General features: G+C 59.4%; 17 protein-coding genes and 2 pseudogenes. 10 read left to right on the top strand and 9 right to left on the bottom strand.

Annotated elements, in window-relative coordinates; all coding sequences use genetic code 11:
• The 8 genes and pseudogenes from AC1DVN_RS30365 to AC1DVN_RS30330 form a co-directional block, all read left to right on the top strand.
• Positions 1–94, top strand: a pseudogene (locus AC1DVN_RS30365) (polyphosphate--glucose phosphotransferase); the annotation flags it as partial.
• 705 nt (positions 95–799) lie between these two features.
• Entirely contained in the window at positions 800–1411 is a 612-nt protein-coding gene (locus AC1DVN_RS30360; protein WP_477847631.1) for a TetR/AcrR family transcriptional regulator, read from the top strand.
• 627 nt (positions 1412–2038) lie between these two features.
• The gene (locus AC1DVN_RS30355) at positions 2039–3352 is read left to right on the top strand and encodes a glycoside hydrolase family 1 protein (RefSeq protein ID WP_477847633.1); all 1314 of its coding nucleotides are present in this window, start codon (positions 2039–2041) and stop codon (positions 3350–3352) included.
• Positions 3353–3733: 381 nt separating this feature from the next.
• Entirely contained in the window at positions 3734–5497 is a 1764-nt protein-coding gene (locus tag AC1DVN_RS30350; protein ID WP_477847635.1) for a sulfatase, read from the top strand.
• A gap of 62 nt (positions 5498–5559) precedes the next feature.
• On the top strand, positions 5560–6906 hold the full coding sequence (locus AC1DVN_RS30345; protein ID WP_477847637.1) for an MFS transporter: 1347 nt from the start codon (positions 5560–5562) through the stop codon (positions 6904–6906).
• A gap of 162 nt (positions 6907–7068) precedes the next feature.
• Positions 7069–8472 carry a M28 family peptidase gene (locus AC1DVN_RS30340; RefSeq protein ID WP_477847639.1) on the top strand — a complete coding sequence of 468 codons (1404 nt, stop codon included), beginning with the start codon at positions 7069–7071 and terminating at the stop codon, positions 8470–8472.
• A 24-nt stretch (positions 8473–8496) separates the two neighbouring features.
• Positions 8497–8715, top strand: a complete 219-nt coding sequence (locus AC1DVN_RS30335) for a hypothetical protein (protein ID WP_477847641.1) — start codon at positions 8497–8499, stop codon at positions 8713–8715.
• Between the two features lie 117 nt (positions 8716–8832).
• On the top strand, positions 8833–9165 hold the full coding sequence (locus AC1DVN_RS30330) for an ATP-binding protein (RefSeq protein ID WP_477847643.1): 333 nt from the start codon (positions 8833–8835) through the stop codon (positions 9163–9165).
• A 353-nt stretch (positions 9166–9518) separates the two neighbouring features.
• Here the strand turns inward: AC1DVN_RS30330 and AC1DVN_RS30325 are convergent.
• From AC1DVN_RS30325 to AC1DVN_RS30285, 9 genes and pseudogenes are all read right to left on the bottom strand, one after another.
• A pseudogene (locus tag AC1DVN_RS30325) lies at positions 9519–9674 on the bottom strand (IS256 family transposase); the annotation flags it as partial.
• 242 nt (positions 9675–9916) lie between these two features.
• Entirely contained in the window at positions 9917–10411 is a 495-nt protein-coding gene (locus AC1DVN_RS30320) for a DUF305 domain-containing protein (RefSeq protein ID WP_477847645.1), read from the bottom strand.
• Between the two features lie 56 nt (positions 10412–10467).
• Positions 10468–11460, bottom strand: coding sequence for a Kelch repeat-containing protein (locus tag AC1DVN_RS30315; RefSeq protein WP_477847647.1), 993 nt, complete (start codon positions 11458–11460; stop codon positions 10468–10470).
• Between the two features lie 43 nt (positions 11461–11503).
• Positions 11504–11731 carry an integrase core domain-containing protein gene (locus AC1DVN_RS30310; protein WP_477994766.1) on the bottom strand — a complete coding sequence of 76 codons (228 nt, stop codon included), beginning with the start codon at positions 11729–11731 and terminating at the stop codon, positions 11504–11506.
• Between the two features lie 35 nt (positions 11732–11766).
• Positions 11767–11961, bottom strand: a complete 195-nt coding sequence (locus AC1DVN_RS30305; protein ID WP_477847698.1) for a DDE-type integrase/transposase/recombinase — start codon at positions 11959–11961, stop codon at positions 11767–11769.
• 212 nt (positions 11962–12173) lie between these two features.
• Positions 12174–12686, bottom strand: a complete 513-nt coding sequence (locus tag AC1DVN_RS30300) for a transposase (RefSeq protein ID WP_477847649.1) — start codon at positions 12684–12686, stop codon at positions 12174–12176.
• A 284-nt stretch (positions 12687–12970) separates the two neighbouring features.
• Positions 12971–14158 carry an L-dopachrome tautomerase-related protein gene (locus AC1DVN_RS30295; protein ID WP_477847651.1) on the bottom strand — a complete coding sequence of 396 codons (1188 nt, stop codon included), beginning with the start codon at positions 14156–14158 and terminating at the stop codon, positions 12971–12973.
• A gap of 168 nt (positions 14159–14326) precedes the next feature.
• A complete protein-coding gene (locus AC1DVN_RS30290) occupies positions 14327–15817 on the bottom strand; it encodes a sensor histidine kinase (RefSeq protein WP_477994764.1) in 1491 nt (496 codons plus the stop codon).
• 62 nt (positions 15818–15879) lie between these two features.
• Positions 15880–16584, bottom strand: coding sequence for a response regulator transcription factor (locus AC1DVN_RS30285; RefSeq protein ID WP_477847700.1), 705 nt, complete (start codon positions 16582–16584; stop codon positions 15880–15882).
• A gap of 633 nt (positions 16585–17217) precedes the next feature.
• Between AC1DVN_RS30285 and AC1DVN_RS30280 the strand changes: the two genes are divergently transcribed.
• The gene (locus AC1DVN_RS30280; RefSeq protein ID WP_477847655.1) at positions 17218–17706 is read left to right on the top strand and encodes a hypothetical protein; all 489 of its coding nucleotides are present in this window, start codon (positions 17218–17220) and stop codon (positions 17704–17706) included.
• A 71-nt stretch (positions 17707–17777) separates the two neighbouring features.
• On the top strand, positions 17778–18371 hold the full coding sequence (locus AC1DVN_RS30275; RefSeq protein ID WP_477847657.1) for a DUF998 domain-containing protein: 594 nt from the start codon (positions 17778–17780) through the stop codon (positions 18369–18371).
• The last annotated feature ends 750 nt before the right edge of the window (positions 18372–19121 follow it).

Raw genomic sequence — 19121 nt, 5'->3', positions numbered from 1 at the left:
GATTCCGCACCTGACCAACCGCACGAAGGTCGTCCCCGCCACCCTCCTCAACACCGCGGGAATCGCCGGAGCTGCACTCACAGCGAGTCGATAGCACCTCACAGACCCTTTCCTCCGACCACTGACGTGGAGACGCCGCGCGGCACAGTGCGGTGGCCTGGACATGACCGATTACTCGCCCGTGGGGGCCGAGCAGTGCGCCCACGCACTCGATGTGCCGGAGGGCCACTGCCCGCTCTACAATTCGTATTCCTGAACTCGTTCAGCGAGAATCGTTTCGAGCCGCCGCAGGTATTCAAGTCCTCTCATTCACAGTGAGATCATATTCAGCGGCGTGGGCCGGCGTTCGAGTGCTGCACGACGCACCGTTGCCGACCTGACACGGCCCGGCCGTGAACTCGACGTCATCGCCTCAGAACTGGGGCCGCGAATGTGCCTGACACCTGGTCGCCTTAAGTCGACAAGGTGAGGTCATCTGCGTCGCTGGTATTCAGGACCGCAGGGTTTGGGTGGGCTCGAACTAATTACTGGCGGGTGCACCTTCCAGTGATCATTGTTCCAGTGTGATGGCGCGCCGCAGCTCCACTGACCACTCCGATGGCATCGTCCGGTGCTGCCACAATTCCAGCAGTCTTCGCCATGCTGACCTCTACCACGACGAAGACTGCTATTCGTCTGCTGACGTCGGCCTGCTCGAACTTGCGTGAACGGAGGTTGTGGGATTCGCCGGCCCGAATGGGATTCACTGGAACTCACTTTCCGGGAGTGGTGGGCAAGCGGTCGCGACTACCATCGATTTATGGTCAAGAGGGGTTCATACGCCAAAGGTGTCGCGACAAAGGAAGATCTGCTTGCGGCCGCCTTGGAGGTCGTCGGTCGAGTCGGCTACGGGCGCAGTTCGGTGCGGGAGATAGCCGAGGAAGTCGGAATCACGCATGCAGGACTGATGCATCACTTCGGTTCGAAGGACGTCCTGTTTCGAGAAGTGCTGAGGAAACGCGACGAGGTATCACGCGCCCGAGCGGAGCAAGCAGGTACCGAGCTCGGGACACCCGAGCAATTGACGACAGCAATTCGCTCCAACGCCGAAGTACCTGGCCTCGTCCACCTCTACGTTCGACTTTCCGGCGAGGCCAGCGAAGATGGGCACGCGGCCCATGAGTTCTTCGCAGAACGATATCGCGAGCTGAGAAGCCTTGGTACGGAACGGGTTCGCGCCTTCCAAGCCGAGGGAAAATTTCCGGCAGCCTTAGACGCTCAGCGAATTGCAACGCTCGTCCTCGCTGCCACCGATGGCCTGCAGTTGCAATGGCTCTACGAGCGTGACCTCGACATGTCGGGGCTCATTGAGTACTTGTTTGAGGCTCTCGGGTTGGTGGAAGGCGCCGGAGCAGACCCGGACGAGATCTGATTACGGCGTGAGCGGCAAATACTTGATCGTGTAATGACTACTTTGATCGGACCATGACCGCGAAGTCCGGGCCTGGCGCGCTTCGGTTTTGTCCTTGGTGGGGCGATCATGGCGGCTCTACGCGACGGTGATCCGTAGCGCTCCAACGCCGGGTTTGTGGCTATGAAAGGACTTCGAGTTCGGGTGCCGTGCGGCAACCGGAGACGCGCCGGTGCTGGGTATGCAACTTGCCATGGCCACTCGATGTCCACCGCGCTTGATTGACAGCCAGCAAATGGCATCGATCAGCGCAGTGACCAGCTCGACCGGTTTAAGGTGTGCCGGACCTTCACCGACCCTATGATTCATACCATCGCCGACGCCCGGCCCAGGTTGACCTTGGGCGATCTGGCTGACTTCGACACCCGCGCTCCGTTCGCGGCGCGCCTCTGCATTTGTCCCGGCGCCCAGACATCGGCGGCAACCGACCCCCATTTGCCCAGACGGCGCAGTTCTCGGTCCCGATAGTGCAGAGCAATCTGACCGCTAGGGAACGTAGCCCCCTCTCGAGAAGAATTTCAGGTAATTCTCGCCGGGGCTTCCAATCAAATACTTACCGAGGTAATGTTTTCAAAATCGCCACAGATTGTGAGCAGTGACACAGGGTGGCAGCGCAAGCATGGCCGTTGGTGCCAAATCCAATCCCACCGAATAGACCGAAGGGTCAATATGCCTGACAGTTTCCAGCTTCCAGACGCCTTCCTTTGGGGCGCCTCGACCGCGGCCCATCAGATAGAAGGCATGAACGTCAACAGTGATTTTTGGACCTTTGAGCACAGCGGCTTGCTCCCGGAGCGGTTTCGGGAAATGAGCGGTGACGCGTGTGACAGCTACCACCGTTGGCGAGAAGACATGGACCTTCTGGCGGAGCTTGGGTTCACTGACTACAGGTTCAGCATCGAGTGGGCACGCATTGAACCGGCGCCTGGTGAGTTTTCCAACGCCGAGATCGCGCACTACCGGCGGATGGTGGAGGGAGCCATTGAACGAGGACTTCGCCCGATGCTGACGCTTCATCACTTCACCGTCCCACGATGGTTTGATGAGCAAGGCGGGTGGGAATCAGAGGACGCCGTCGAAATCTTTGGGCGTTTTGTCGAGGCCGCAGCCCCCATCTTTACCAGCAATGTTGACCACATTTGCACCATCAACGAACCCAATATGGTGGCGAGATTTGCCGCGGTCCGCAAGGCGGTCTTGGCGGGGAACGATTGGGAAGAATCCGGAACTGACAAATACGACGAGGCCGCAACTGTGGCCTTGATCAACGCGCACCGGCGAGCCGTTGAAGTGGTCAGACGCCTCGCACCTCACGTCAAGATCGGTTGGTCGGTTGCCATCGCCAACCACCATGCAGTCGATGGTGGTGAAGCGAAAGCGGCAGAGATTGCCTACACCTCGCGGGATGTTTTCGTCCTCGCCGCTGACGGTGACGACTGGATCGGAGTGCAGGCCTACACCCGTGTATTTGTCGGACCGGACGGGCAACTGCCCGTTCCCGAAGGTGCGCAGAAGACGCTGACAGGATGGGAGTACTACCCGCCGGCGCTCGGTGAATCGATCCGCAGCGTTGCCCGACTCGTACCCCGGACTCCCATCATCGTGACCGAGAACGGCATCGCCGAAAGCGATGATGCCGTCCGCGTCGCCTACACCTCCGGCGCCCTGGCGGGCATGCGCGATGCGTTGGCCGCCGGCATCGATATCCGCGGCTACTACCACTGGAGCGCCTTGGACAACTACGAATGGGGAAGCTTCGTCCCCACCTTCGGGTTGATTGCGGTCGATCGGAAGACCTTCGTCCGTACACCGAAGCCGTCCGCGGCATGGCTCGGCGCCGCCGGTCAGTCCCGGGCAATCGAGCTGATCTCCGATGACCTGATGTCCGAAAGCGTCGTCTAGTTTTTCACCGCGATCCAGGGCGACGACTTCGTGGCCCTAGATGACAGAGAATCCAACCTTGGCCAGTGCCTTAGCCATCCAGTCGGTGGGCCGGCCCTGCAGATCCAGCTCCGACGATCAGCGCTTGCAGCTACCGTGCGGAGCATCGGAAGGGTCGGCACAGCACAAGGCGATCATGGGGACACGCTTGTGCCAACTCGCCCAGTTCGCGAGGGTGCCAGTCGCCGAGGAGGACTTAGGCACTCTAATGGCACTCGTTTCCGGCAGCTAGCCGACTGGGAGCCGCTACGCCACCGCCCTTCCCGACCAGGCCGGCAACCAATCGCAAGCAGCTTGGTCACTCTCCACTCCCCCGCCAGCCTCCTGCCCGAAAGGACCACAGTGAGAGCCATCATCCTCATGTTCGACAGCCTGAACAGGCACATGCTCACCCCATATGCGGACACCATTATTGAAGCACCGAACTTCGCGCGCCTCGCCGCACAATCGGTGACGTTTGAGAATTTCTACGCCGGTTCCATGCCGTGCATGCCGGCCCGGCGCGAAATGCATACCGGGCGTTACAACTTCCTACACCGCGGCTGGGGCCCTCTCGAACCTTTTGATGACTCGATGCCGGAAATGCTAGGCAAGGCCGGAATTCACACGCACCTTGTTTCCGACCACCCCCACTACTGGGAAGACGGTGGGGCCACCTACCATCCCCGCTACACCACGTGGGAGTTCTTTCGCGGCCAGGAAGGCGACCCGTGGAAGGGCGTCGTCGATCCAAAGCCGGGCCCCCCCAAAGGGCGTCCTGGAATGAAACGCCAGGATGCCATCAACCGCAGCTACATGCCCACGGAAGCGGAGCACTCACAAACACTCACAGTGGATGCAGGGCTGCACTTCATTGACACCAACCAGGCGGCCGATCAGTGGATGCTACAAATCGAACTTTTCGATCCGCATGAGCCCTTCTTCACCCATGACGCATACAAGGCCATGTATCCGCACGACTACGTCGGCCCCGAGTTCGACTGGCCTGACTATGCAAAAGTTAGCGAACCCCTCGAGCAGGTGGAGCATGCACGCTACGAATACGCTGCGCTCGTATCCATGTGTGACAAGTCGCTGGGCAGGGTCCTCGATGCCATGGACAAACACGACATGTGGAAAGACACGCTGCTGCTGGTCAACACCGACCATGGCTTCCTGCTCGGTGAGCACGGCTGGTGGGCCAAGTCCGTCCAGCCCTGGTTCAACGAACTGGTCCATCTGCCCATGTTCCTATGGGACCCGCGCACCCGGGGGAAAGACTGCAGGCGCGGCGCTCTGGTCCAGACCATAGACATCGCCCCAACCATGCTCCGGCACTTCGGCATTGAGCCGACTCCCGACATGCAGGGCAAGGACCTCGCTGCCGTCCTCGACGACGACAGCCCTCTGCGCGACGCCGCCCTCTTCGGCATCCATGGAGGACACGTCAACGTCACCGACGGCCGATACGTCTACATGCGCGCTGCCGCAGCACCGTCCAATGGGCCCCTGGAGGACTACACCCTCATGCCCACCCACATGCGCTCCCGTTTCGCGGTCTCCGAACTCGTTGACTGGCAAGCCGCCGAACCGTTCACGTTCACCAAAAATCTGCGCACACTCCGCATCCAGACATCCTCGATCTTGAGCTCATGGCCCCACGGAACATTGCTGTTCGACCTCCACACAGACCCCGGACAGAACAATCCCGTCCTCGACGAGGATATTGAACTGCGGATGGTGGAGCTGCTGGTGCGGCTCATGCACGAGAGCGACGCGCCCCAAAGCCAGTTCGCCAGACTGGGCCTGCCGTTCGACGCCACCCCCCGCAAAGAACACTTGCTAGCAATGGAACAGGGAGACCGCGCCAGCGCTGCCCTGGTTCCCTTGCCGCCATTGGCAGACTTCCACGAGCACGGCGCCGCCTTGACAGTTCCTCTTCTGGCACTGCTTCAGGACCAACGCTCCCGTGCCGTGCTCCAAGAACATCTGCCCCATCTGGTCCGGACGGAGCTGGTCAACATCCCCACCCAACTTAGCTTGTACGACTTGGCCAAGGTCAGCCCTGTCCCGTTGCCCGCCCTAGCCCGCCTGGCCGAAGAACTCGGCCCGGCACCCTTGCCATAGCAAGATCGCCTCCGCCCCATACATATTCGCCAACGGCCTGCCAACGAAGACGGAAAACTCGCATGGACATTGAAACCAGCAGCCCCACCAAAGTTGAAGGATCCACGCAGGCACGACCCGTGCCCCACCGATGGCAGAACCTTGCCACACTCACCGGAATCACGGTCGTAGACAACACTGAACATGGCCTGAGCACGACGCTTTTCCCGAGCATCGCCGCCGCCCTCCACCTGCAAAGCAGCCATTTGGGCGTCCTCGCTGCCATCGGAAAATTTGTTGCCGTCCCCGCCGGGCCGGCCTGGGCATGGCTGGCCGGGCGCATCGGACGCCGAGAAACCCTGGTCACGACCAGTATTGTCGGCGGCATCTTCGGCATAGCGGCAGGCTTCTCCCAGGACTTCACTCAGCTGCTGATTTTCAACGCGCTCATGTCAGCGGCGCTCATTGGCGGGGGGCCCATCGCCATGGCCATCCTCGCCGACTCCTTTGAGGACTCCCAGCGGAGCAAGGCAGCTGGATACTTCTACGGATTTGTGAGCCTGATCAGCGCCTTCCTGGGCCCGCTCATAGCGATGTTCACCGGACTCACCGACGGTTGGCGCTATGGCATGTGGTCCATCGGTGTTATTTGTATTCTTGCTGCCCTTCCGGTCGCGTTCCTGCTGAAGGATCCTGGCGTCGGGGCATCGGAAAGCCAGCTCGCGGACCTGCCCGGCCGCGACCGCGTCATGCCCAAGGTCACCGTCCAGTCGGTGCTTTCACTTTTCCGGATCCCTTCGTTCTCCATCATGATGATCTCCCGGCTCCTCTCCGGCCACTTGCTGATCGCCGTCTTCGGCATTCAATTCCTGGTCACAGAGCGCGGTTTTACGAATGCTGTCGCAGCAACGGTCCTGCTGCCATTCGGAGTCGGCTATTTCGCCGGAACGGTTGGAGGCGGGCTGCTCATATCCCGTCTCGACAAGGTACTGCCCCACACGGGCCGGGTTGCCTATCTACAGGGAGCCCAGATCCTCTTCGCCATTGTCGCGTTCTTCACGACCCAGATCCGCTACGAAGGCATTGCGGTGTACGCAATCTTCATGGTGTTACTGGGTTTTTGCCAGGGCGCCAACCCGCCGGCGAACCGGCCCATTGTCGCCGCCGTGGTTCCGCCGGAATTACGAAACCAGGCCTTCGCCATTTTCCTCAACGTTTTCGAGACCATCGGATGGGTCACCTTCTCACTCGGCGCCGGAATTCTTGCCGCCACCCTTGGTATCCAGACGGTCTTCTTCTGGGTCTTGGTAGTCCTCATGCTTATCAATGCCGCCGTGCTTTCCAGCCTCTACTTCTGCTACCCCCGCGACGTGGCCAGAAATACAGAAACACTGGAGCAACGCAGGCGGGATGCCCTCCAAGAGAACTAGCGGGACTCTTGATGTCCTGTAGGAGACGGTGCCGTAGTCGGAAGGATTTCCGGACCCTGCTCTGATGTGGCCAGAGGAACGGCTTCCAGCCTGATGGACACTGCCGATCAAAATGACTTTCGGCCGCCCACGCAACAACTCGTCGTATGTAAGGGAAACAGGATGAACGGCAACAAACAGGGATACGATCCGCTTAGCGAGCAGTCGCTGATAGCCGATGTTCACACCATTACCGGGTTCGGATGGAGGAGGAACGGTTCGGCCGCCGCGGAACGCACCGCTTCGTTCTTCCGGGAGCAGTTCGAACTGCACGGCCTCGAAACGACGGTCGAAAGTTGGCCCTTCAATCTCTACTACCCGCAGGAGTGGTCGCTGACTGCCCACCCCCTGTCTGGACCCAGTGACGAGGCGCCGTGGCAGGCAAACTCCATTCCCATCTGGTACTCCGCTCCGGGCACCGTCAGCGGCGAAGCCGTCTACATCGACGCTCGCACGGGAAACCCGGATCTGGCCGACATCGACATCGCGGGCAAGGTCCTCCTCGTCGACGTCAGTTACATCGGCAACTTCTCCGCCACCGACGGCAGCTCGGTGAGCGACGCCGGACTGTACAACGCCGCCGTCAACAAGGGAGCTGCGGGATACGTCCGGCGTGCCGGGGCGCCCGGCAACTCCGTAATGCTCATGCACTTCGCACAAAACTTCCCCACGCACAAAAGGGCCGCGCAACTCGGAAGTATTCCCGCTTTCACCGTCGGGCAAATGGATTTCGACCGCCTTGCGGACGCGGCCAACGCCGGGCTCGAGATCGAGCTCAGCAACGTGCTCTCCGACGTGCCCAAGGGAGGGGAGCTCGTCGTGACGGGTGGTTCGCTCGGCCCCGGCGAGCACCGGCTGCGCGCCATCGTCGATGACGTCGTCGGAATATTACCCGGCCTGTCAGACGAAGTAGTCATCGTCGCTGCACACTACGACAGCACTTTCGACGGCGCCGTCGACAACGCTACAGGCGACGCGGTCCTCCTCGGGCTCATGCGTCACTACACGGCCCTGCCGGTCGAGAAGCGTGCCAAGACGATGGTCTTCCTCGCCAGCGGCGCACACGACACTGGCGACTTCGACCTCTACCACTTCGTGGAGAAACACCAGAAGGACCTCCTACTACGAACTGTCGCGTTCAACTGGCTCGACCATATGGCCGCCGACGTCGATCAGGCAGCACCCGGCAACACCGTAGTCCATGGAGTGATCGCCGCAGAGAACGAGTTGCTGCGATCGCACATCACGGAGCACATGGCGGCTTTCGGCGTCCCAACCGAGCCTGTCCTGGGGCCAGCGTCCACCATCAGCCACCTACCACCTCACGTGCCGAGCTACAACGTGACATTGGCCCCGTCCTGGTATCACTCTCCCGAAGACACCGTCGAAAAGGTGCCCCGCCACGCACTTGCCGCCATGGCAGCTGCGCAACGGTCCCTGCTCGATACTCTAATGAGCGCGAAAGGCTCCGACCTCCGCGCGGCGAACCCCTTAGCCACGGCGATTGCCGGTGCCGCGAGCAACTGATCGAAAAGCTCACCGGGAGCGTTGGTGGTCGCCGCGACCGAACTTCTCGTGTCCGCGGAATACCGGGATTTCGGAATCCGTGAGATCTGCGAAGAGGCGTCATTGTCGCGGACGGCATTCGACGCATGCTTCGAAGACAAGAACGTCTGCATCGTCGCCACATACCAGCGGTTCTGCGCACCGCGTCGCTGGTCGCCGGCTTCTACGCTGACCACTCGTCCTGGCGACACACATCCGGACTAATGGCCTGCCACGTCCGCACATTCACCCCGGTGACATCACCGGCGCAAGCACCACACACCGAGGCCTCCGCCGCACCTTCCCCGCCTCCGCGGACCAATTGCGCTACTCCGCGCGGTAGTGCGGGCAGCAGCCGACCACCACGGCCTGACCATGGAGGCACTGGCCGACCTCGTCCTCGCCGACGAAGCCGCCACCACCTCGATCAACCACGCCCGCCGCTCCAGCACCCTGGTACGTGCATTCGACGCCCTCACCGACCTCAGCGTCCCGCGGGTGGTGCTGACCGCAACAACCTCGTCCCCCATCGATGCCAGTACGTCCTCGTTCGGTTGGCTCGTCCTGAAGAAACTCGTCCATCACGTCGTACTCGAACAAACACCCGCGGCAACAACCGAAGGCGACCGGAATGCGACGATCACCTTGAAGAATGCCCTCCCGGCACGCGCATGACCGCCACCCCGGGCAAGGACAACGCCTACACACCTCACCGTCCTCTTCGCGGAAATGAGTACGCTGCCCGAGGACCATCCCGAACGCGAACGCGTCCGCACACAGATCATCGAATCGTGCCTGCCGATCGCCGAAAACATCGCCGCCCGATAACGCGGCCGCGGGCAAACCCGCGACGACCTCGTCCAGGTCGCCCGCCTCGGCCTGGTCAGCGTCGCCAACCGCTTCGACCTCGACACTCGAAGATCACAATCATTCCGCCAGCGTCAGTGGCTACAAACACCTGACGCGCTGACTCTGCAGACTAGCCTCCGTGCCAACGAGCCACCTGAATCGCACAGGCGAGTCCGGAGCGATTCAAGGACGGTTTTGGTGAACTGTTTGAGCAAGCCGCCCGGCCCGGTCAACGACAGGCCCTGTTCCTTGTCAAGTCGCACCAGTTCCGTGGCCGCCGCGGCTTCCGCGGAGGGCTCGGACCTCTTCTTCGTCACGTCTTCCAGTGTCGTCATCTCAGCACGTCCTCGCTGCGCATTCACTCAGCTTCTCGGGCCGAAACACCGATTTAGAGACAGTCCCTGTGTCTGTGTCTCACCCGATGATCGGCGAACCGGTTTGACGCATTTTGATTCCTGAAGTGCTGGTTTTGCGATCAGGCTGACCGAGGGACTGTGGGTGGGCTGCAAAGCGGGACGGAGGGTACACGTTCGGTGCTCGTCAGTGGGCTGCCCTGCGGGGCGCGGTGTGTTCGGGTCTATTCGTGTGGCGCAGACAGGAGCGCATCGAGATGGGCGATTTCGAGTTGTTGGTTCAGTCGGGTGCTGGTGGCGAAGATAATGGTGCTGGGTAGTTGGGCGTTTAGTTCGGCTGCTTCGGCCATCAAGACGCCTGCAAGGTGGTGGGTGCGCATGAGATTGAGGAATTGTCTCTCCGAGTCGGCGGGGGGGAGAGTTCTGAGTTGTTGTACGTCGTCGTCGGATGCCATTCCTGGCATCTGGTGGTGTGTGGAGAGGGGTCGGGTGTCTCGGTTCCACAGCAGAAGCCAGCCTTGCAGGATGCCGATTTCTTGTTGCTGTGACAGTGCGATTGTTTGAGCGAGCGATCGCACCTGTCCCGGGGGTGCTACCTCGAGCATGATCATCGACATCAACACGGCTTGAGCGTGGTGTTGTGACATGTCCTGCGCGAAGGAGACATCTTCGACTCCCGGAGTTGGTGGAGCGGAGCCGACCGAGCTATGGGATCCCATGACGAAGCTGATCGTTACGCATCCGAGTGCGACCAGGGCAGCGAGGACTAATCTTTTCACGGGAGATAGATCTGGACGTCGGCTGCCGGCCCGTAAATTCCGATGAACGCTCCACCTGCGAGGTAGATGGCACCATTTTGGGTGGCTGCCTGAATTCCGTGGCGTGCCAGAGGCATGTCGGTCAGATCCGACCAGCTCGAACTTATGGTGTCGAACACCGCAGCGTCGTTGAAGGAAATTCCGGGGCCTTCGCCCCCGAATGCATATATTTTGGACCCGATTGCTACGACGCCGAGGCCACCGCGGCCATGTGTGATGTCTGTAGTCGACTCCTCCCAGATTCCGGTCTGGAGGTTGAAAACGTCGGTGGGCGTTACATAGTTGGTCGGTAGTAGGTTTCTCCCTCCCACTGCATAAAGTTTTCCGTCGACGACGGCGGCCCCCAAGTGTTCGCGGGCGTGTGGCATGTCCGGCAACGAGGACCAACTGTTCGATGTTGGATCGAAGACGTCGAATTGTCTTTCGCCGAAGTTGAGGATTTTCGCACCGCCTGCGACGTAAATCTTGCCATCGTATTCGGCTGCGCCTGTTGCGCCGCGTATCCGACCGGGGGGCATGGGTGCCAACTCGGTAAAGACGTCGGTTTCGGGATCGTACTGCCAGGTACGCCCGTTGGCGATCAGCGCGGGACCTTCTTCGCCTCCCAGATAGATGATCTTGCCGTCGATGGCGAAGGCTTGCAGGTGATGCGAGGCAACCGGGAGGTCGGCGAGCGTCTCCCATTGCTGAGTTCGAAAGCTGTAGCGGAGGTGCTTACGACTGAAAATTTGATCGTGGAAGGGCAGCCCTAAACCCCCTGCGACGTACAGATAGTCGTCGAGCGCGGTTGAGGCGACTTCTTGTAGCGCATAAGGCATTGCAGTAGTGCTGGACCACCGATCGATGCTGGGACTGGTGGTAGGAGGAGTGCTGGCAGACGCGGTGGAGATGCTCGTCAGTGTGGTGGAAGCGGTGAGGCTTGCAGCTATGACGATGTGTGTGAGTTTCATACGCATTCACTTTCTGAGGTTCACCCCGAAAAGTGGACAGTGGTTACGCGGCCATTGTGGGCGCGGTCAGTGACTGTTCGTAAAGGGTGGGGCTGAGCATCCCGATCGCGGGAAGCTTACGGCGAGCGTTGTTGAATCTCATCCAGTTGTCAACTGCAGCAACCAAATCAGCGGCGTACGTGAATGTGCGGCGGTAGTAGTATTCGTGTTTGAACGTCGACCACTGAATCTCCGCGTCGGCGTTGTCCCAGCACATCCCGGCATCTCCCATCGAACGCCGCAACCCATACTGCTCGCATGCCTGCTTCAGGATCTCCGCGTGTATTGAGTTCCTCTGTCCGAGTGCATGATTGTGCCGGCGACATCCCCGCCGCGAGCTGCTACAGCCATATCCGACGCTTCGATGACCAGTTTGGTGCGCACGTGATCCGCAACCGACCATCCCAGAACCCTTTTCGAGTGCCCATCCTTGATTCCTACACAGGTACATGTCGCCGTCACCGCAGGTTAGATAGGTGATGTCAGATTTCCAGACCCCATCGAGGCGCCCCTGATCGAAGCGTCGTTGCACCAGATCATCAGGAAAGGACGCAAATGGGTCGACGACGGTGGTACTGACCTTGAACGTGCGCGGACTGATCCCGACGACACCGAGTGATCGCATGATCTTCGCAACTGTATTCTCGGTGATCACTTCGCCGCGGTCGTGGAGCTCAGCGGTGATCCGCGGCGCCCCGTAGACGCCTTCGACTCCTGATGGATCTCCACTTCCAGATCTCCTCGGCGTTGCTTCCGTCCCCCAATCGAGTTGCCACACTGCGACCTTGGTGTTGGAGAAGCCGGAGATCGACACCTCGAGTAGACGTGCCATCGAAGTGAACGGCGGAGTTCGCACACTCCACGGCCGTCAACGCGAAGATCTCCACTTTCGCTGATTGGCTGCGAAATACGCGGACGCTTTTTAGGAATGCGAGGTTTTTCTCCTGCACGGTGACCTGCTTGCGTAGGCGGGCGAGTTCGGCACGTTCGGCGGCGGTGAGCGGTTGATCACCGAACACTGTGGCGGCCTCCATGTGTCGTCGTTCGTCAGCGATCCACCGGCCGAGGAATGCTTCGTTGATTCCCAGCTCGCGGGCGACCTCGACGATAGTGCGGCCGGAATCGATCCCCCTGTGGGCAGCCTCGACCTTGTCCTCGGTCGTGAACAACCTGCGCGTGCGGGACATGAGGACATCCTCCCAGCGGGACCCTCAGTCCCTCTATCTCGATGCCCACCATCCAGGGTGAACCTCACATAGACAATCGGCTGCGCGTGCGGTCTGGTTGCCACACAACGAGAAAATCTCCGCGATGCATTCGGCCAGCTCGGGGCACTGTGCCGTGGAGCCGGACTCGCAATTCATGACGGTGAAGTTGGCCTTCTCCCATAGAAACATCCTGCGAGGCCTAAACCCAGGTACAAGGTGTCCACCAAACGTGACCCCATCGATCCAAAGGCTGATGGTAGAAATCAGCGCCTGGCTGGCAAGGCATCGATTCGCAATCGCATCACCTGGTATGACTGCGTACGCCTATCGACACCATTATTGAATCCAGGTTGGCGGTTGATTTGGTTCACGGTGAAGTACAGATAGCCGTCGTAACCGAGCGTGAAAGTATCGGTGAACTTCAGTTGATCGCTCGCCGCGATAGTCTCGATGCGGCCGTCAGGGTTCCGGCGGACTATGGCTTGTCTTTCCAGATCGCCGGCATAGACGTTTCCTTGTGCGTCACTCTCCAAACCATCCGACATCCCTTTGACCCCAAGATCTGTCACAAGTCCTGAAAGGACCTGTTCGGACAGGCCCGGATCCCGCAACGCTGCGGTCGGGACCGAATACAGGTTCAGTGATGCAAATGGGCAGTAGTAGAGCAGGGAACCGTCCGGGCTCAGAGCGATGCCGTCTGCTCCATAAGTTGTCGGTGTCGGCGGTGTGGTCGTGGTGTTCTCGAATCGTTTTCCTTCGATCGTGGGAAAGAATCCGGGGGTTGGTGCTGTAGATCGATCCCCGTCGAGGCGACGGAGTTGCTGTCCGCTCGCGATGTCCACAACGATCAGCGCGCTCGACCCTGTCGGACTGGCGTCCGTAACGTAGATCGTGCCTTGTTCGCCCTGTTTCCGGTCGATCCGTATATCGTTCACGGAGCTCATTGGCCCGGCGATGCTGCTCTCGAAAGGAATGGTGCGAATCACCTGATCAGTTCCCAGATCAACTTCCACCAACTTGGGCCCGCCCGGCGGAGCGGCCTCCGAGAGTGCCCTGCCGGTATCCAGGACCCACAGGTGATCAATGGAATCGATTACCACGCTCTGCACGCTGAGGAATCTGTGCTCCGGATCAGATGGATCAAAATTGTTCCAAACTGAGTCCGCAGGGTAAGCGACCACCTTGCCATCGACGACTTCGGCCACTGATTCGTGCACGTCATCACCCCATCGGGGAAAGTTGACGAACATCCGACCATGACGCGAGATCGTGACGCCTGTGGGCATCGGGCCTGGAATGTCCGCCACTAGCTCTAGATCGCGATCACCGTGCGGCGAGATTGAGCTCATATGATCACCTGTAGCGGGCAGCCCCCGGCCGCAGCCAACTAGCAATCCAACGGATGCCGCAACTGCACCAGACACAACTGCCGCTTTGCCGAACAAATGCATACCTTCTCCTGCCCATCTGTATCTATTTGTAAGTACCTCTGTGGTCGACTCCGTCTGATGGACACCGGGTTAAGCAGCGTCCTAGGGTTCGAACGCGTTTCGAACATTATCCAGACTGATCTTTGGCCGAGGGACGCAGCATCATTCGATCTCTGGCGCTATCTGCAGTTAACCCATCGCACTCGACGTTGGTTGGCACTGATCAGAGGGGGCAGTCGCACCCAAGACGTCGATTGCGGGGAGTCGAACGCGGAAAGTCTTCCCTTCCATCGTCGATTCGACACTCACTTCTCCGACGTGAGCATCGACTATCGACGACACAATCGCCAGGCCCAAACCCGTACTGTCGGTCTCCCTCGAACGTGCTTTGTCGCCCCGGACGAATCGCTGAAACATTGTGTCCAGTAGATCCGGTGCGATACGAGGTCCGTCGTCGCCAATCGCCAAATCAGCTGCTACCGCGCCGTACTTGTCCGTGATAGTTGTCAACGTAGCGATGACAGTTGTGCCGGGCGGCGTGTGAACCCGTGCATTCGACAGAAGGTTCGCTATGAGTTGATGCAACCGTTCGCTGTCACCGCTCACCACAACCGCGGGTTCCGGAACGTGGACCACCCAACGATGTGAAGGCCCCGAGACTCGGGCATCGTTCACTGCATTGACCAGCAGATCGGTGAAGTCGACCATAGTGGTGTGCAGGTCTTGTCCCTCGTCCAGTCGGGCAAGTAACAATAACCCGGCAACAAGCGCGCTCATACGCTTCGATTCCGCCTCGATCCGCGCTAAGGCGTATTCGGTCATCTCGGGAAGATTGTCACTATCCTGTCGGGTCAATTCTGCGTAGCCCTGGATAGCTGCCAACGGCGTTCGTAGCTCGTGGCTCGCATCTGTGACAAATTGTCTCATTCTCCGATCCGTAGCCGCTCGGACTGCGAGGGCATCGCCGACGTGGCTCAGCAGGTGATTCAGCGCCTCTCCGACCTTCCCAACTTCGGTCCGACGGTCGGTGTCGGACTCGGCAACTCGCACATTCAGTACGACATCACCGGCGCCGAGAGGAAGAGCGGTGACTTTCTTCGCAGTGGCGACCACACGGGACAACGACTTGAAGGCAAAACGGACTACAAGCACCGTGCTGATCACCGTAGTGATGAGAGCAGCAAGCGCGAGAATCAACACCACCATCGATTCTCGGACAACAGCATCATTCGCAGCAGACATTGAAAGTCCGGTGACGAGCGTCTGATTTTCGTTGTGTGTGAGGCTTTCCACCCGCATACTGCCAAGACCCTCAATGTCGGCATTCTGCCTCTGGCCACTTGTCAATGCACTGGTCTCGATCTGCCTTACTGCATCGGAATTCAGCGACACAGGTTCGGAATCCGAGAACACCGCAGAATCCGTGACCACTCCGCTATCGATGAGAACGATCACTGTGCCCGGCGCCTGGCCACCGAACTCGGTCAGAGGCTTCACATATTTTGGGTCGCTACCAGGCTTTGCACCTTCACTTCCATTGCGGTACTTATCCACCGAATGACTAAATGCGGCCATCGACCCGGCCAGTTGTTTGTCGACGACGGTTGTCACCGAAGCACGTAGCGTGACCACGCAAACTACACCGACCACCAAGAGCACAACTGCCATCACCGTTGTCATGGCGACAACCAGTTTCCGTTGCAGACTCCACGGACCTCGACCGATAAGACGTCCTGGCCATGTCATTGCGCGGGCCTGAGGACATATCCGATGCCACGCACGGTATGAAGCATCGGCTCTCGACCTGCATCAATTTTTCGTCTCAGATATGAGACATACAGGTCGACGATGCTGGCTTTGCCTGCAAAATCGTAGTTCCACACACGGTCGAGGATCTGCGCTCGACTCAGCGCAAGCTTTGGATTGTGCATGAAGTAGCGAAGCAATTCGAATTCGGTGGCGGTCAACGAAATCGTCTCACCATTACGCTTGACCTCGTAGCTGCTCTCGTCGAGGGACAGATCCCCTACTGTCAGTACTGCATCGATTTCCGAGATGAAATCAGAGGCTCGTCGAAGCAGTCCCCTCAGTCGTGCTACCAACTCTTCCAGGCTGAAGGGCTTTGTCATGTAGTCGTCACCGCCAGTAGTAAGGCCGACTACGCGGTCGTCAACTGAATCTCGCGCGGTGAGAAACAGGACCGGTACACCCCGTCGTGTACTTCGAATCTGGTGGAGCACACTCAACCCGTCGATGTCGGGCAGCATGATATCCAATACCACCACATCGAATTGCTGATCACGAAATTTCTTCAGCGCAGCCGATCCGTCGTGCGCGACGTCAACAGTCCACCCTTCGTACCCCAGTGCAAGGCTCACCAGATCAGTGAGGGCAGGCTCGTCGTCGACGAGCAGCACACGAATCGGCGATCCGTCCCGTCGGTACATTCGGGGTAGCTGAGCCAGGACCGCGCGGCGAGGCCCGGAGTCGGCGAGATGGACACCGGATTGAGTGGATGGCACTCCCCCATCATTCCTTACCTGACCGGCTGGAAGAATACGTACGCGAACCTCATATGAAGTTCATATTTTTACACATGGAACGCATGAAATGGCTCCCTACAGTCATGCAACATGCGCGATGAGAAAAGACCTTCCGGATTCCCGATAGGGTGTCGCATGACTATCGGTGCCTGCGTTCTGGTGCTGACATTTTCCGTCGTCGCGCCGAACGTGATTCCCAAGTTGCCGACCCGGTCAGCCTCGGTGTCCAGCCTCACACCAACCCAGCCTGGCATAGTCCCTGACTTGATGCTTGGCGAACGACTGACGCGAGCGACAGATCTCGCGCAGGCGAGGGGCGCCGAAATCTCAATTGCAATCTTTGATCGTTCCACCGGGGTCCACGTATCGAACGGAAACACGACATCGATCGAAACTGCCTCGGTATCAAAGCTATTCATCGCGGACGATATCCTCCTCAGGGAGTCCGAGGGCGCCCTCACTCTCACGGCGAGAGATCGCGCACTCATCGACTCCATGCTGCGTTCGTCAGACGACTCGGCGGCAGAGGAGTTGTGGATGCGATTCGGACGCACCGAGATAATTGACGCTGTCACGTCGCGGTATCAGCTCTCGTCGACCTCGATCAAGTCAGGCGCCGACTGGTGGCAAACAAGGACCACGATGTCCGATGTCGTCTTGTACTACTCGCGGTTTCTCGACGGTAGCGGTGGACTACCCGCGGACCGAACCTCGACCATTCTTCACGGCATCGGCGATTTCACGGATACCGGGACCGATGGCTACTACCAAAGATTCGGAATTCCGGACGCCCTGGGCAACGAAGGGGAAATGGCCGTCAAACAGGGGTGGATGTGTTGCATCGCCGGCAACTGGGTTCACCTCTCCACCGGGGTCGTCGGTGACGACCACCGCTACGTAGTGGCTTTGAGTTCGCGCGAAACAATCGACACCTACGGAGCCGGCCAGATCGGCGCCGCGCATGCCCGTCAAACGATTACGAACGCAACAGCATTACTGTTCCCAAGAGGGCGGGTCGAACTGTGACACGCTCAACTGTACGAGAACTGATCCCGCCGAGACCGATACCTCGAATCACGGCGTCCGGGTTCTATACCGTGAACGCCTCCATCGCATTGTTCCTACTACTCGACGCGCATGCGATCGTGACAACCGGTAGCAAGCTCGAATCAACCATCAGCGCATACGGTCTCGGCGGCAGTCGCTGGATCTTCATCACTGCAGTACTACTTCTCGCTGCCGGATCGGCAGGATTCCTCGTCGCACTCATCGGCCGACAGCTCACTTCGTGGAGATCGAGCGCGGCTTTCGCAATGACGCTGTGGGTCGTCGGACTGGTGGGGCTCGCAGTATTTCCCAAGCAAGACTGGACTCAACCGGTGAGCATCAGCGGGAGCATTCACGGGGCGGCCACTGCGTCAGCCTTCTTCAGCCTTCCGATCGCAGCGATACTTCTTGCGCGACCTTGGCTTCGGGATCGAAACCATGCATTGCACGCCCGCAGAACACTGACCGCGGGAGTGTTGGCTATCACCAGCTTTACACCCCTCCTCTACGCGATCGGAGTCAGTGTGGTGACCGGGACCAACTGGTGGGACGTCATGACGCTCGGCTACACAGAACGCCTGATCGCCGCTGCTGAAGCAGCGACATTGATTGTGATCGGCACATGGTCGCTCGCAAGGACATAGAGGGACAAATGACGAACCCACCGCAGATCACTCGAAAAGACGTCATCATCTTCGCGATTGTCATCGTGATCATCAGTATTGCAACATATTTGGAAGCACGACCGCTCTGAGAGTAGCTTGGATATACGCTCGGGACTCAAAGCCTCGAGCACATGGGTTAGCGAGCCACGCATCCACCATTGACCACAGCAGGGGCGAGAAAGAGCTCGATGCCCAGACCGTAGTGCACCGCTTCAAATAGCCTTGGTAGCGACGGTCCACAACCAGTCCACCCAACATGATTGAAAGTGCACCCGTCGCATCATGATTGAAAGTGCACCCGTCGCATCGAACAGCTCAGCATCTCGCTCGCGCTGGATACTGTCGTGCGTTGTCAGCCAGTCGTTCTCGATGATACTCAGGCGAAGATCAGTGTAAATGCTTGCGGKTTAAAGCAATTCGATCGCKCYTMTGGACCGACGTTCAGGTTCGAGTCACAGTGCCGGGCGGCGGTGACGTCGACCACSTCTGGGTTCGCATCTAAGGGAACRGTAAGGAATCGCGGTTACCATGGTCACAGWCGATCGGCGATACCGATCGCCGATTCGCTTCGAACATSTTRCCCAGCAGCCGGATCCGGGGTCCGGCGAGGAGATCTATGTCGACGCAGTCCGTAGTGCACGCACAATCATCCGCAGACGAAGCCGTCGTGGGGGATTCGTCTCCGCCGGGTGGTGGAAGCCGGCGTTATCTCGAGCAACTGATCAGATA

The sequence above is a fragment of the Rhodococcus sp. P4_E4 genome, assembly GCF_056401575.1.
This window is presented reverse-complemented; position numbering and strand designations above follow the sequence as displayed.